Origin of the sequence: Pseudoalteromonas sp. SWN29 (genome assembly GCF_015864465.1) — a bacterium.
Taxonomy (GTDB): domain Bacteria; phylum Pseudomonadota; class Gammaproteobacteria; order Enterobacterales; family Alteromonadaceae; genus Pseudoalteromonas.
Map to the genome: position 1 here is coordinate 93,552 of NZ_JADYXE010000001.1, position 14,495 is coordinate 108,046.

Annotated in this window: 11 protein-coding genes; 2 read left to right on the forward strand and 9 right to left on the reverse strand. The window is 39.9% G+C overall.

Going from position 1 to position 14,495, the window contains the following annotated elements; genetic code table 11:
* Positions 1-76: 76 nt before the first annotated feature.
* Both I6F53_RS00400 and I6F53_RS00405 read left to right on the forward strand, forming a co-directional pair.
* Positions 77-709: a hypothetical protein gene (locus I6F53_RS00400; protein ID WP_197238161.1), complete on the forward strand. Its 633-nt coding sequence runs from the start codon at positions 77-79 to the stop codon at positions 707-709.
* Between the two features lie 107 nt (positions 710-816).
* Entirely contained in the window at positions 817-1,653 is an 837-nt protein-coding gene (locus tag I6F53_RS00405; protein ID WP_165739313.1) for a mechanosensitive ion channel family protein, read from the forward strand.
* 53 nt (positions 1,654-1,706) lie between these two features.
* Here the strand turns inward: I6F53_RS00405 and tldD are convergent, their stop codons facing one another.
* The 9 genes from tldD to I6F53_RS00450 all read right to left on the reverse strand — a co-directional run bounded on the left by tldD (position 1,707) and on the right by I6F53_RS00450 (position 14,419).
* Complete coding sequence (tldD, locus tag I6F53_RS00410; RefSeq protein WP_165739311.1) at positions 1,707-3,146, reverse strand: metalloprotease TldD; 1,440 nt, start codon at positions 3,144-3,146, stop codon at positions 1,707-1,709.
* Complete coding sequence (locus I6F53_RS00415) at positions 3,143-3,982, reverse strand: carbon-nitrogen hydrolase family protein (RefSeq protein ID WP_197238162.1); 840 nt, start codon at positions 3,980-3,982, stop codon at positions 3,143-3,145. The genes tldD and I6F53_RS00415 overlap by 4 nt, the downstream gene beginning before the upstream one ends.
* A complete protein-coding gene (locus tag I6F53_RS00420; RefSeq protein WP_197238163.1) occupies positions 3,979-7,836 on the reverse strand; it encodes a YhdP family protein in 3,858 nt (1,285 codons plus the stop codon). Before I6F53_RS00420 ends, I6F53_RS00415 begins: the two co-directional genes overlap by 4 nt.
* Positions 7,836-9,308, reverse strand: a complete 1,473-nt coding sequence (gene rng, locus I6F53_RS00425) for a ribonuclease G (RefSeq protein ID WP_197181172.1) — start codon at positions 9,306-9,308, stop codon at positions 7,836-7,838. Before rng ends, I6F53_RS00420 begins: the two co-directional genes overlap by 1 nt.
* A 1-nt stretch (position 9,309) precedes the next feature.
* Positions 9,310-9,879, reverse strand: coding sequence for a Maf family protein (locus tag I6F53_RS00430; RefSeq protein WP_165728131.1), 570 nt, complete (start codon positions 9,877-9,879; stop codon positions 9,310-9,312).
* Positions 9,879-10,358 (reverse strand): rod shape-determining protein MreD, encoded by a 480-nt coding sequence (gene mreD / locus I6F53_RS00435; RefSeq protein ID WP_007586341.1) that lies wholly within the window; start codon positions 10,356-10,358, stop codon positions 9,879-9,881. The genes I6F53_RS00430 and mreD overlap by 1 nt, the downstream gene beginning before the upstream one ends.
* Positions 10,351-11,193 (reverse strand): rod shape-determining protein MreC, encoded by an 843-nt coding sequence (gene mreC, locus I6F53_RS00440; protein WP_197238164.1) that lies wholly within the window; start codon positions 11,191-11,193, stop codon positions 10,351-10,353. The genes mreD and mreC overlap by 8 nt, the downstream gene beginning before the upstream one ends.
* Positions 11,193-12,236, reverse strand: a complete 1,044-nt coding sequence (locus I6F53_RS00445) for a rod shape-determining protein (RefSeq protein ID WP_007586338.1) — start codon at positions 12,234-12,236, stop codon at positions 11,193-11,195. The genes mreC and I6F53_RS00445 overlap by 1 nt, the downstream gene beginning before the upstream one ends.
* 134 nt (positions 12,237-12,370) lie before the next feature.
* On the reverse strand, positions 12,371-14,419 hold the full coding sequence (locus I6F53_RS00450) for an SUMF1/EgtB/PvdO family nonheme iron enzyme (protein ID WP_197238165.1): 2,049 nt from the start codon (positions 14,417-14,419) through the stop codon (positions 12,371-12,373).
* Between the last annotated feature and the right edge of the window lie 76 nt (positions 14,420-14,495).

The following is a 14,495-nucleotide window of genomic DNA, read 5'->3' on the forward strand; positions in this document are numbered from 1 at the left end:
AGTTTAAATTTTGTTTTGGCTTTAAGGTATTTTTACAATTAGAATCTCGCGCATTTATAGTTTCTCTTGGTTATTTATGTTTTTACTACGATCATTTATTTACTTACTGTGTCTAGCGGGTGTTGCCTCATTGATTCAACTTGAAGGATTTGAGTTGCAGCAAAACGCACTTTACAGTGAAGAAACGCTCACTGAACATATGCAAGATGCTTTAACTTTTTTAAGCTGTATTTTGTTTTTCTATGCTTCACGAATTAACTTTCAACTCAAAATACCGGCGGTATTGCTTTCAGCATTAACGGCCATGATGTTTGTGAGAGAGTTTGATACTTCTCTAGACTTATACCTATTTGATGGTGCTTGGCAAAGTATCGTCTATTCTATTTTGGCTGGCGTGTTTGTTTATTTAATAGCAAACAGAGGGAGCATTTTTAACGCTTTAAAAGCCTATAGCCTCACTCCTAGTTATGGGATTTGTTTATCAGGCATGGTTACTTTACTCGCATTTTCGCGAATGATGGGCAAAGGTGCATTTTGGCATTCAGTAATGGGCGATGACTATGTACGCGTAGTGAAAAACATTGTTGAAGAAGGAATAGAAACGCTTGGCTATACTTTAATTTTTATTTCAGCCATTGAGCTTGTACTCATATGCCGAAAAAGAATGGCTAAAAATCACAAGCATTGCACTGTTCAAGTAACTCAATAGCGTAGCTCCATTTTTATTGGTTACTTTTTTTGCACTAAATTTGCTAATTGGTTTAATAAATCAATATACTGAGCCTGTTTTTATCAACTCGCGTTTAATTGGATATTATGACTAAAGATATATTGCTGCATCCGTTTCTTCTTTCAATTGTAATGATCACAATTGCATTTGTACTAAAAGTACTTGTTGATAAGCTCGCTAAAAATCGCGCAGAAAAAAAAGAAAAAGATATTCGTTACATCGCACACAATATTAAGCACTTTATTAATTTTGTAATGATGATATCGCTGCTATTTGTGTGGTCTACCGAAATTCAAAACTTTGCACTTTCTATTGCTGCTTTTGCTGTGGCGATTGTACTTGCAACGCGTGAGTTTATTCAGTGTGTTATAGGCTTTTTTTACCTAGTAACAACTCGCCCATTTAGAGTAGGTGACTGGATACAAGTGGGTGATTACTTTGGTGAAGTAGCTGAAACGGATTGGATAAAAACAACCATGCATGAAATTGATATACATACTTATCAATTTTCAAGAAAAACCATATATATTCCTAATAATAAGCTAATTACCAGCTCTATTAAAAACTTAAACTTTGTAAAACGCTTTGTTACACATCATTTTATTATTGTGCGCAGAGAGAGCTTTAACCCGTATCCTATTCACGACACATTGAATGAACAAGCTAAACTGTACTGCGAAGAGTTTCAAGAAGTAGCAAGCCGTTATAATTCGATGATTGAGCGTAAACTTGATGCAAAAATATCTGGTCCAGAGCCGGTAATTCATTTTGGTACAACTGATTTAGGTGAATTTAAAGCAAGCTTTACCTTGTTTTGCCCGACAGAAAAGGCGCTTGAGATAGAGCATAAATTAACAGAGTGCTTTTTTGCGTTATGGTATGCAGAGGCTGAAAAAAATAAAGTGGATGAAGGCGAGGTATAAACCCCACCTTCATTAAAACAAAAAGCGCGAACTTACTTCGCGCTTGGCAATATTTAAGCTGTACCGCCAACAGTTAATTTATCAATTTTAAGGCTTGGTTGGCCTACGCCTACCGGTACGCTTTGACCATCTTTACCACAAACACCCACACCTTTATCAAGGGCAAGGTCGTTTCCAACCATAGATATTTGCTGCATTACTTCTGGGCCGTTACCAATAAGCGTTGCGCCTTTAATTGGTTGAGTAATTTTACCATTTTCAATTAAGTACGCTTCTGATGCGCTAAATACAAACTTACCTGAGGTTATATCAACTTGTCCGCCGCCAAAGTTAGGCGCGAATACCCCTTTTTTAACTGAGCTGATAATATCGGCTTGGCTGTGCTCACCACCTAACATGTAGGTGTTAGTCATGCGAGGCATAGGCAAATGTGCGTAAGACTCACGGCGTGCGTTACCGGTAGGACTTACCCCCATTAAACGCGCATTTAGCTTATCTTGCATATAGCCTTTTAAAATACCGTTTTCGATAAGTACGTTGTAAGCGGCTGGTGTGCCTTCGTCATCAACATTTAGTGAGCCACGGCGATCGGCCATTGTGCCATCATCAACAACAGTACATAGCTCAGAGGCTACTTTTTGGCCCACTTTACCACTAAACGCAGATGCGCCTTTGCGGTTAAAATCGCCTTCAAGTCCGTGCCCTACGGCTTCGTGTAAAAGCACGCCTGGCCAACCATTGCCAAGTACAACTTCCATAGTACCTGCTGGGGCATCAATAGCCTCAAGATTTACTTTTGCTTGGCGTACCGCTTCTTCAGCAAATTCCATCCAACGTGGTTTACCGTCAACAAGTTCTTTAAAGTAACCATAATCTAAACGTGCACCACCACCTGCGCCACCGCGTTCACGGCGACCATTTTTTTCAAGCAGTACTGAGCAGTTTAAACGAATAAGCGGACGAATATCGGTGGCAAATGTGCCATCACTTGCCGCTATTAATACTTCTTCGTATACCGCCGACATTGAGCTAATTACTTGCTCTGCATCGGGTGCTAGTTCACGAATATAGTTTTCGAGTTCGCGTAATAAGCTCACCTTGTCGGTATCGCTCATACTCGATATTGGCTGATGCGGTGCAAACTGCTCTTTAGCTTTAACATCACTAAATACTTTAATCGCTCTATCTTCACCAGCATCGGCAATACTACGAGCCGCTGTTGCTGCTTTATTTAATGCTTCGAGGTTTATTGCATCAGAGTAAGAAAAACCTGTTTTTTCGCCGCTTACAGCACGTACACCAACGCCACGTTCAACGTTATAAGAGCCTTCTTTAACTAAGCCGTCTTCAAGCACCCACGATTCGTGGTGGCTTGATTGAAAATATAAATCGGCGTAATCCACTTTATGCTGATGTATGTAAGCGAGCGTTTTTTCGAGCTCTTCTCTATTTAGTTGGCTGTCGTGTAGTAAATGCTGTTCAACCGAATTCATAATAAATGCTCTCTAAATCGTTGATGAGACTGCACGGGCATATCTCGTCTAATTTTTTGTAACTGGTCTAAATCTGCATTGCAGCTTATAAAACCGGTGCCTGTTGGCAATTCACTCAGGGTATCTCCCCAAGGTGAAATAATAATACTGTGACCATATGTTTGTCGGCCATTTTCATGTGTACCGTACTGAGCTGCTGCAACTACATAACATTGAGTTTCTATGGCCCGAGCTGCTAGTAATGGCTGCCAATGCGCTTGCCCTGTGACGACTGTAAATGCACTCGGTACTAAAATAATCTCCGCGCCTTGGCGTACTAGTTCGTTAAATAAGCCACTAAAGCGCAGATCATAACATACTGTTAAGCCTATTTTACCAAAGGGAGAATCAACAACAACCACATCGTTACCTGCCTGGGTAAAATCCGACTCTCGGTAGCTACCTGTTTTATCATCTACGTTTACATCAAATAAATGTATTTTGTTATACGTTGCAACCAGCTCGCCTTGATTATTATATAAGTGCGATGCTGCGTAATATTTATGTTCGTTAAATGGTTCAGGCATTGTGCCTGCATTTAACCAAATATTATAAAGTTGGCACAACTTACTAAGTTGTAATTTGTATCGCTCAACCTGCTTAGCAATGCCTAGCGTATCGTTACCACTTTTACTAAACACTAAAAAAGCCTCAGGCAAACAAACAAGTAATGGCCTTGTTGCTGGAAGTGCTTTAAGTGCGCGCTTTAAGCTTGCTATGTTGTCATCAGGGTTTACTCCTGAACACATTTGCAGGGCAACTATTGTGGGTGTGCTTAGTATTTCAGTTTTGTTCATTGCGTTACTGTTACTTGTGCATCTTTAAGTTTTAAATCGGCTGATGCTTGTGGCTGATTTTGCGCAGCTTGAGGTAGCGTAACTTCACGGCTTTTTCTATCGAGTTCTTGAACAATAGGATCGTTCATTTTACCCGTCACTTTAAAATTGATCTCTGAGATCACTCTTGCAGAATGAATCACTTTATCAATTGCTAAGGCAGCAAGCCCTGTTACTGGGTTTACCATCCATGCAACTATAACAGGGATGCTTGAGGTTACCTGCGGTGCAACAGCAAGATCATAATCTATATCTAGCGTGTTTAAATTTGCATAGCCTTTAATGGTTAAATCGGCGGGTACGCCGTCCATTTTGGTATCTTTAGTGTAAGCGATACCGTTTTCTAACTGCATAGAGCCTTGCATGCTGTTATAAAAAAAGCCTTTTGAAAATACGTCTCTAAAATCAAGTTTGAGCTTGCGTACTAATGAATCAAGGCTCAGTAACGAAAATACGCGTGCTCCGCCATCGCTAACTTCAGTTAAGTGACCTTCTCCTAAATCCCAAGCTATCTCGCCACTTAAACTTTTCACATCAAAATTGTAAGGGGCTGCTTGCCAAGTAAGATCATAATTTAGATCGGCTTTTGAATCTTTAATCGCAGAGGTTATATCAAACTCACCAAACAGTGCACCTATATCATCACTTTTAAGCTCGCCACTTAACGTTGTTAAGCCACTTTGCCATTGCCCTTTAGTACGCAGTACATGATTACCTTTATCGACCACAAGTTGTGATATTGATAAACGCTCGCCATCACCCAATAGCGACGCACTCACTTTATCAAGTTGGTAGCGGTCAATTTTGCAATCGCTGCATTCAAACTCAATGGCAGGTATTTTAGTAAGCCAGCTCAAGTCTTTCTCAGGAAGTACATCTGTTATTTCAAGCGCTTGCTCGGCTTTTTTTGCAAAGTTAAGCCTTAGGTAATCGGCATTAATTCGTATGGGCTGGCTCGGCTGTGATGCAGGGATAAAAACCCCAGCTCTAAGTTCTTTAGCATTTAACTTTAGATATAGATCGTCTTTTGATGGCGCTAAACGCATTTCAAAATCATTAAAAATGATGTTACTCGCATCAAGCATCCCTATACTTGCTACCACCTCATTAAGCGGTGGCATAATCCCTTTTGATTCTTGATCTGGATTTGCTTTACCAGCTTTAATTATTTGATCAATCAGATCAAACCAAGGCACTAATTCACTTTGTTCAAGATTTATATTTACGCTTAAGTCTTTTTGATTCAATCCTAAATCTTGCTTTCCGAGTACAAAGTGAACATTACTAAATTGTGATTTTCCATTTTCTAAAATAGCATTAAAATAAAATTGCTGGTTGGCGTTTGCTGTAATGAGGTTAGAAATGTCATCACCTTGTACTACTGCATCAAGCGCCCACACTTGCTCACTTGTTTTATTATAAGGTGCGGGTAAGTTACTCGTTAAGCCAAGTAACTCAGAGGTAACTTGGGCGCGGTAATTAAAGCCTTGTTCTTCAAAATTAAGTACCAAACCAATATCAACATCACTCTGGCCGCTCAAGTAATTTTTTAATATACCTTGTCCGCTTTCAATTAATGTATCGGCGTCAATCTTGGCGTTTATATCTATGTTTGCTTGGTAATTTTTTGCATCACTTTTACTGCTGTAATTAATATTTAGCGGCATACCCAACCACTTCGCAGTCGCATTTTTAAGCGTGATATTGTCATTTTTAAAATTAAGCTCACCAGTTAAGTTTTTAAGCTCAATGCCAGGTGTAGCAATAAATAATGGCAAATCATTTAACTTAACATTACCGCTTACACTCGCTCCGCCTTTAAATTTTGAGCCTACTAAAAGCTCAATACTGGCGTCCGCCTCCCCTTTGCCCTGCACAACTTTAAAAATTTCAGCTAGAGGTTTGGCAATAGGGGTGGCTGCAAAAAAGTCATGTAACTTTTCCATTTGTGCTTTTTTATCAATTTGCACAATAAGTTCATCAGCATGCATTAAATCTGCAATGCTTACGTGTACGCTGTTACCTAAATCTAAATTAACCAACTTACCTTGCTGGCTATAAATATCCATACGCTCATTAGCAAAATGTAGTTGCACATTAGCATTAGTTACTACAGGCCACTCGGGATCAAACTCATACGTTGCGTTATCTATTTGCGCCAATACATCAAACTGGCCACTACCATCAGTAAATGGAAAACCAGATAAAGGTCCTGCAAATAAGACTTGTGCTTTAGATATTTCTCCGCCTTTAATTGCGCCATTTAAATAACTCACGAGCGCTGGGCTCATCGCTTTTAATGGGAAGTAATGGCCTGCTATTTTTGCATCTGCAGCGAATGCTTCAGCGTAAAGATCTAATCGAGGATCGTCAGTGAGGCTAATTTGTAATTCTGCAGCAACAGTAATTTCGTTATTATCAAACCAAATATTATCACTACTTATATGCCAGCCATCGTCTCGCTTAGCTAAATCTAGCTCTACATTTAATTGATTATAATTTATGTCGGTACTAAAGCTTTCGCCTGTGATCAATGTACCATTTTCACCAAATAAATTTATTCGCCCATTACTTTGAGTAAGTAAACCATCTACTCTAAGCCCTTGTGCTGCAGGCACCGAGTTTAGTTCTTGCCAGCCAATATTGTCGGCCTCAAACCATAATTGCCATTGATCTATATTAGAGAAATTTAAATAAGCGTGATCTATTTGCCCACTAGGGTGACGCTCTAAAAAGGGTTCAAGTGCATTAAAATTACTGAGTCCCGTTAGATTACTGAGTAATTCAAAATCAACTTGATGGAGCCACACTTTATTTTGCGGTCCTAACTGAGCTTCAAACTCTAAACTTGGCCATATTTTGTCGTTACTATTAAATGTTAAACCGGTACTTTTTAAGTGCCAGCTATTTTGATCTGGATATAGGTGAAAGCCACCTTCACTCAAACTAACTTGCTGACTTTGATTCTCTCGCTGCCAGCGCACAAAGCTTGGCAACCATTGCATTTTTATATCACTTACAAGGCCTTTATCTAGCTTTAACCATGCTTGTAAATTAATGTCGCTATGCAGTTGTTGTTTTTCGGTATTAATATATTGTGCAAACCAGTTAGATACATCGACCTTATTTGCTTGCACATAAATGTCGCCCGCAACTTGCTCTAAGGTATCGCCAGTGAGTGCTATGCGCGCGTCAAAATCACCGACCGAAATACCCGGCAATGCTAAGCTACCACTGCCAAGATGCTGCTCATCGTCATTTTGCCAAACAATATTTTTAAGGAGTAACTTACGTTCTTTACCGTCTTCTAAAATAAAGTTAATACTAGAGTTTTCTATTGCAAAGTGACCTGTTTCACCTAAAAACAATTCTTCTATTAACTCTTTTTGTTCAAAAGAGACTTCGTCGTTATCAGCGGTTTTAAACAAGTTGGTAATATTTACACTGGTATGAAAACCATTAATAACAAAATAATTGGATTTAAATTGCAGTGCTTTTAAGCTTTCCCATAAGTTTAGCTCTAAGCTAGTTTTGGCAATGGTGAGTGATATTGGCGCAGTTTCGTTATCTTTAAACGATAAATTCTCTAGTACTAATGCAGGGCCACTTCCTTGCCAACTTGCTGATATTTCACCGATAGATAAGCTTATTTGAAACTTTTCGTGTAAATAGCTTTCTATATCCCCTTTGTATTCGTTTGCATACGGGAGGGTATATTTTAAAATTGAAACAATAACGGCCAGTAATACCAAAATTATAGCGCAGGTCTGCCATAACTTTCTAAAACAAAAAAAACAGACCGCTTTTGCTTTCATTACATCATTACCACATCAAACTGTTCTTGGCTGTATAAGCTCTCTGTTTGAATATTGACTTGCTTACCAATAAATAGCTCAAGCTCTGCAAGGTTATGATACTCGTCATTTAGTAAGGCTTCACTTACAGCTGGCGCTGCATATACCATAAACTTATCGGCAGCGTATGCTCGGTTAACACGTACTATTTCACGCAGTATTTCGTAGCACACTGTTTCAACTGTTTTTTGCGATCCACGACCAGAACACGCCGGGCATACATCACATAAAATATGCTCTAAGCTTTCGCGGGTACGCTTACGCGTCATTTCAACAAGTCCAAGTGCTGAAAGCCCGTTAATATTCGTTTTAGTGCGATCTTTAGCAAGTGCTGACTCAAGAGAATGCAATACGCGGCGCTTATGATCCTCACTTACCATATCGATAAAGTCGATAATGATAATACCGCCTAAGTTGCGCAGCCTAAGCTGACGAGCAATTGCAGAGGTTGCCTCTACGTTGGTATTAAAAATGGTTTCTTCTAAGTTACGATGTCCTACAAATGCACCGGTATTAACATCAACAGTCGTCATTGCTTCAGTTTGGTCAATAATTATATAACCGCCCGATTTTAAGGTAACTTTGCGATGTAGTGCTTTTTGAATTTCGTTTTCAACGTCAAACAAATCAAATATAGGTCGCTCACCAGGATAATACTCAAGTACTTGGGAAAGCTGCGGGACAAACTCTTCTGTAAATAACTTTAGTTCTTCATGAGTAAGTTTAGAGTCAACGCGAATGCGCTCCATGTCTTCACCTACGTAGTCACGTAGGGTTCTAAAGGCAAGCGTTAAATCTTCGTGTAGGATACTGGCTTTACTCGTTTTTCTACGACGTGATGTTATTTTTTCCCATAATTTTCTTAAAAAACCGGCATCGTGTCGTAATTCAGCTTCGCTAGCGCCTTCTGCAGCAGTACGTACAATAAAGCTGCCATTTTCGTCGCCATATTCAGCGACTATTTTTTTAAGGCGTGAGCGCTCTTCTTCAGTTTCAATGCGCTGACTAACCCCGACATGGGTCGCATCTGGCATAAATACTAAATAGCGAGAAGGTATCGTTATATCAGTGGTGAGTCTTGCGCCTTTAGTGCCTAGCGGATCTTTTACCACTTGCACCATAATGTATTGGCCTTGACGAACTAACTCTCTAATGTCTTGTACTTTTTTTATTGGTACGTCGTCTACGCCTTCAACAATAGAGGCGCTATTTACAATATCGGATGCATGTAAAAATGCGGCTTTTTCAAGGCCGATATCAACAAAAGCAGCCTGCATACCCGGAAGTACACGACTTATTTTTCCTAAGTAAATATTGCCTACAATACCTAGATTACCAATTCGCTCTAGCTGTATTTCTTGCAGTACACCGTTTTCTATTAGGGCAACACGGCTTTCGCTCGGTGTGACATTGATCAGTAATTCTGTACTCATGTTACCTTCTTAAGAATGTTTTTAATAATTGTTCGGTTTCATATAAAGGTAAGCCTACAACGGAGAAATAGCTACCCGCAATATGAGTTACAAAGCGACCACCTAAACCTTGGATACCATATCCGCCGGCTTTATCTTGTGGCTCACCTGTCTCCCAGTAGGCATTAATTTCTTCATCTGTTAAGGTTTTAAAAGTAACGTCAGTACTTACAACGCAGCTAATTACATCATTTTGCGTCGCAAATGCTACAGCGGTAAGTACTTGATGTGTGTTACCTGACAGGCGTTTTAATGTATTTGTAAAATCGTTTTTATCGCGTGGTTTACCCAGTGATTCGTTATCGATAACAACCACGGTATCACTACCAAGTACAGGGCGATCAGTATATCCAAGCTCTACACCACTTTGAGCTTTTAAGCGCGCTAAACGCTCAACAAGTGCTCTAGGTTGTTCGTTTGGAAGTACACTTTCATCTGCATCAACACTAAACTGTGTAAATTCGACACCTAATTGACTTAATAACTCTTTACGACGGGGAGAGGCTGATGCCAAATATACTGCGGTAGTCATTACCTGATCCTAAAATGTCTGCGATATTTACGAAGTAATAAAAAGACCCAAAACCAGCTAACCATTCCGGTTGCTACTGGCCATAAGTACTGTGGATTAAAGTAAACACCTAACAAAAAGTGATTTAGCCAAAACTGCATTAAATGATAAAGCGTTAAAAACAAACCAATTAATAAGCTTTGCTGCCAAAGCGAAAAGTTACGAATTTTTTGAAAATTACTCGCAGTTACAAATATACATATTGAAAATGTAAGCGAATTCACACCTAGCGGTGAGCCAGATGCTAAATCTATTAATAAGCCAACAACCCAAGCTGTACCAATATTTAAACGATGAGGTACTGCAAGTGACCAATACATAAGTACAAGTAAAACCCAGTCAGGCCTAAATGGTTCAAACGAAAATGGGAGTGGCATTAATGCCATTATTAACGCAAAAAAGATGCTTAGCGCAATTAACAATGAATAACGATTAATCATCGCTGATTTGCTCCTGTTGATTACGCCATAAAATAACAAGCAAACGAATGCGATCTAATTGCGCAATAGGCTCTGCAAAAACTTGTGCAAACGGACGGCCTTCATCACGGTTTATTTCGGTTACTACAGCTACCGGATACCCCTCAGGGAATGTGCCACCTAAACCCGATGTAACAAGTACATCACCAATTCGAACATCTAAGCTGTGAGGTACATGTGAGAGCTTAACTACGTTAATTTTACCTATGCCTTCAACAACGGTTCGTACATCGTTACGAAGTATACGCACAGGTGTAGCATGCGTGGTGTCGGTCATGAGTAATACGCGTGACGTTGTTGATCCAACCTTTGTAAGCTGCCCTACTACACCCATTTCATCAATTACGGCTTGGCTTTCACTAAGCCCGTCAGTGGTACCGCGGTTTATAACAACTTGATGGCTATACGGGTTTGAGTGCACAGAAAGTACCTGAGCAATAATTTTACGATTTGATTGCTTTGCAGATGAGCCTAATAAGGCGCGTAGTTTTTGGTTTTCTCTAGCTAAAAATTGATACTGCTGCAATTGCTCACTCTGTAGCATTTGCTTTTTTTTCAGCGCTTCGTTTTCGGTAAGAAGTTGATCCCGCGTATGCAGGCTTTTAGCACTTAAGCTAAATAATTCGTAGGGTAAATTAGCAACATAAATTAGTGGGCTAACTAAGGTATTAAGGCTGGTACGAACAACGGTACCACCTTGCGTATATCTGTCTCCAACTATGAGTACGATACTCAAAAGCACTGCGACAAAAAGTCGCAGTTGCAAAGAGACTGTGCGTCCAAACATTAATTTCATTAATCGTAACTAAAAACGTCACCACCATGAACATCGATCATTTCCAGTGCTTTACCGCCGCCACGTGCAACACACGTAAGTGGATCATCAGCAACAACAACCGGAATACCCGTTTCTTCCATTAATAAGCGGTCTAAATCTTTTAGTAGCGCACCACCGCCAGTAAGTACCATACCGTGCGCAGAAATATCTGATGCCAGCTCTGGTGGTGATTGCTCAAGTGCAACCATTACTGCGCTCACAATACCCATTAACGGCTCTTGTAGAGCTTCTAGGATTTCATGTGAGTTAAGTGTGAATGAACGCGGTACACCTTCTGCAAGATTACGACCGCGTACTTCAATTTCGATTGGCTCATCAGTTTTAAATGCAGAGCCAATTTGATGCTTGATGTTTTCGGCTGTTGCTTCACCAATTAAGCTACCAAAGTTACGGCGTACATAATTAATGATAGCTTCGTCAAACTTATCACCACCAATACGAACTGATGATGAGTAAACAACGCCGTTAAGTGAAATAATAGCAACTTCAGTTGTACCACCACCAATATCAACAACCATAGAACCTGTTGCTTCTGATACGGGTAAGCCTGCACCAATAGCGGCTGCCATTGGTTCTTCAATTAAGTAAACTTCACGAGCACCAGCACCCATTGCAGATTCACGTATTGCACGTTTTTCTACCTGAGTAGCACCACACGGTACACAAATTAGTACGCGCGGACTTGGGCGCATAAAGTTATTGTTATGCACTTGTTTAATGAAATGTTGTAACATTTTTTCTGTTACAAAAAAGTCAGCAATAACACCGTCTTTCATTGGACGAATCGCTTTTATATTACCCGGTGTACGACCTAACATAAGCTTTGCTTCTGTACCTACAGACGCAACGCTTTTAGGCCCACCAGCACGCTCTTGGCGGATAGCAACAACAGAAGGTTCATTTAATACAATGCCTTCGTCTTTTACATAAATTAGGGTATTGGCTGTACCCAAGTCGATCGATAGATCGTTAGAAAAAATACCACGGAGTTTTTTAAACATGAGGCTGGATGACCTTTGAAATACGTTCTTATATTAGCTGCCTCACTTTAACATGCTCAACTATATGAGCAATATAAAGCGCAGCGCCTTTGTGAATTTGTGAAAAAAGGAAGCAAAGCTTCCTTAATTAAGTTTTATCGTTCGCGAACTAAGCGAAAACCAATGTAGTTAGATCTAAAATCAGGCGCTAAAATTAAACGCGTAGACGCACGAGCAAGGCTTGGTGCAAAGTTCCACGCTCCGCCTCTTACTGCTACATCAGACTCACCTGATTCTTTATCGGTCCATTCCCATACATTGCCTACGGTATCGTATAATCCAAATGCATTTGGAGAAAAAGAACCTACTGGCGAGGCACGTCTGTTTGACCACTCACTACCACACCAACCACAGTTAGCTAGGTTTTTACCAATTTCGTTACCCCAAGGGTATTCTGTTTCGGTTCCAGCGCGTGCTGCGTATTCCCATTCAACTTCGTTCGGTAAACGAAATTGCTGCCCTGTTTGACCCGATAACCACTCAGCATAAGCTTTTGCGTCGTTATAAGTTAAACATACCGCAGGAAAGTCACTGCCTTGCTCAAAACCAGGATTACGCCAATTTAAATTTGCTTCCCATACTGGTTCGCCATTTAAATAATACGCACACCCTTTATTTTTTTCCGCTTGGGTTTTATAACCTGTATTTGCTACAAACTTTTCGTAGGCACCTACGGTTACTTCTTTGCTTTGCATAGCAAAAGAATTTGCTATTACTTTTTCAATAACTGGGCGCTCATTGGCTAAACCATTGCCATTAATATCGCCCATTTTAAATTTGCCTGCAGGAATAACCACAACTGGAGTTTCTACGTTTGCATTTAATACATTAACGTTTTCACTGACCTGGCGTGCTGTTACTTCTGGTTGCTCTCGAGTATAGGTCGGTGCAGCAATCGACTTAGGCTTTTTTACTAAATTTGCATTAATTGTTTGTGCTTTGTTTAAATCAACACGAGCTTGGTAAGGTTTATAACCTAACTTACGTATTTCAACGTTGTGAACACCACGCGGTAAACGCGTTATTAAGCGTGTAGAACCAAAGCTAACACCATCAATAAACACTTCATCGTCATAAACATTAGATCGTAGTGTTAATTCTACAGACTGATCCTGCTTTTTATTGGCAATAGAAGAGTAGTCTCTTTTTACCGGTGCCGACTTAATTGAATAATCACGTACTGGTTGCTCATTTAAACGAGAAACCGATACTGTGTTGGCATTATCCTTGGTATTACTGAATGTTAACTGACTATCAGTAAATGTTGTGCCATAAGCGGGTTGATAAGCAGCCGTAAGTGGCGTTCCGTACTCAGAACAATAGCGGTTATCTATACTTAATAAGCTACATAAACGACTGCTGTTAACTTCGCCGCGCATAGTTACACTTAAGTTAACGTTGTAGTTACCCTGGCCGCTAAATGCACTGTTAACAACGTGGCTACTTAATATTTGTACTTGAGCGCCCGCCAAATTACGTTTTGGTTCAACAATGCGTTCTTCTGTTAAGTTTGCAAATATTTGATCAACAAAGCGTTTAGTCGCTTTTTGTAGACCCATTTGTTGACCGCGTTGCTCACACGCTGCTAGCGTTTCTGTACGCTTACAGTTAATAGTGTGATTAACCTCAAGTGTGCCTTCACGTGTAAACTCGTTACGTAAACGCTCTACGCGGGCTGTTGTTAACTGCTCTTTTAAACTTTCTAACGTATTTAAAAGCGCATGTTTAGCAACACGAATTTGTTCTATGTCTTTACGGTGGGATGCAATTGCCGCCAACTGCATAGAAATATCATCTTTATTTTGCTTATGATCAACCACTGCTTTTTGATAGCGCGATTGTGCAGCACTAATATTAATAGTGGGATCATCAATTAAACGACGGTACATTTCGTTCATTGCATCGAGCGCTTGGTTTTTTTCTTTATCTAGCTCGGTAGAACGAGAACGAAGTAGCTCTAGTTGATTTTGTAACTGACTTTCTTCTTTAAGATGTTTTTCAAGTATTCTTGTCGAGTTATCGTATTCTGTTTGTTTAACACTAATCTCTGAGTCAATTCCAGTTACTGTAGCTGTGTCTTGTGCAAATGCACTACTGGCTAATAAACTAGCTGAAACTAACAGAGATAAAGGGGTAATTCGCATATATTTCAGTCCCAAAAAGCGGCAATTATTTGGTCGTTATTATTTTTTATAATTAAAGCCTTATGCTATGTACTTG

Coding starts and splice junctions, on each gene's coding strand:
- I6F53_RS00400 (WP_197238161.1), top strand. CDS start 77: ATGTTTTTACTACGATCATTTATTTACTTACTGTGTCTAGCGGGTGTT.
- I6F53_RS00405 (WP_165739313.1), top strand. CDS start 817: ATGACTAAAGATATATTGCTGCATCCGTTTCTTCTTTCAATTGTAATG.
- tldD (WP_165739311.1), bottom strand. CDS start 3,146: ATGAATTCGGTTGAACAGCATTTACTACACGACAGCCAACTAAATAGA.
- I6F53_RS00415 (WP_197238162.1), bottom strand. CDS start 3,982: ATGAACAAAACTGAAATACTAAGCACACCCACAATAGTTGCCCTGCAA.
- I6F53_RS00420 (WP_197238163.1), bottom strand. CDS start 7,836: ATGAAAGCAAAAGCGGTCTGTTTTTTTTGTTTTAGAAAGTTATGGCAG.
- rng (WP_197181172.1), bottom strand. CDS start 9,308: ATGAGTACAGAATTACTGATCAATGTCACACCGAGCGAAAGCCGTGTT.
- I6F53_RS00430 (WP_165728131.1), bottom strand. CDS start 9,879: ATGACTACCGCAGTATATTTGGCATCAGCCTCTCCCCGTCGTAAAGAG.
- mreD (WP_007586341.1), bottom strand. CDS start 10,358: ATGATTAATCGTTATTCATTGTTAATTGCGCTAAGCATCTTTTTTGCG.
- mreC (WP_197238164.1), bottom strand. CDS start 11,193: ATGAAATTAATGTTTGGACGCACAGTCTCTTTGCAACTGCGACTTTTT.
- I6F53_RS00445 (WP_007586338.1), bottom strand. CDS start 12,236: ATGTTTAAAAAACTCCGTGGTATTTTTTCTAACGATCTATCGATCGAC.
- I6F53_RS00450 (WP_197238165.1), bottom strand. CDS start 14,419: ATGCGAATTACCCCTTTATCTCTGTTAGTTTCAGCTAGTTTATTAGCC.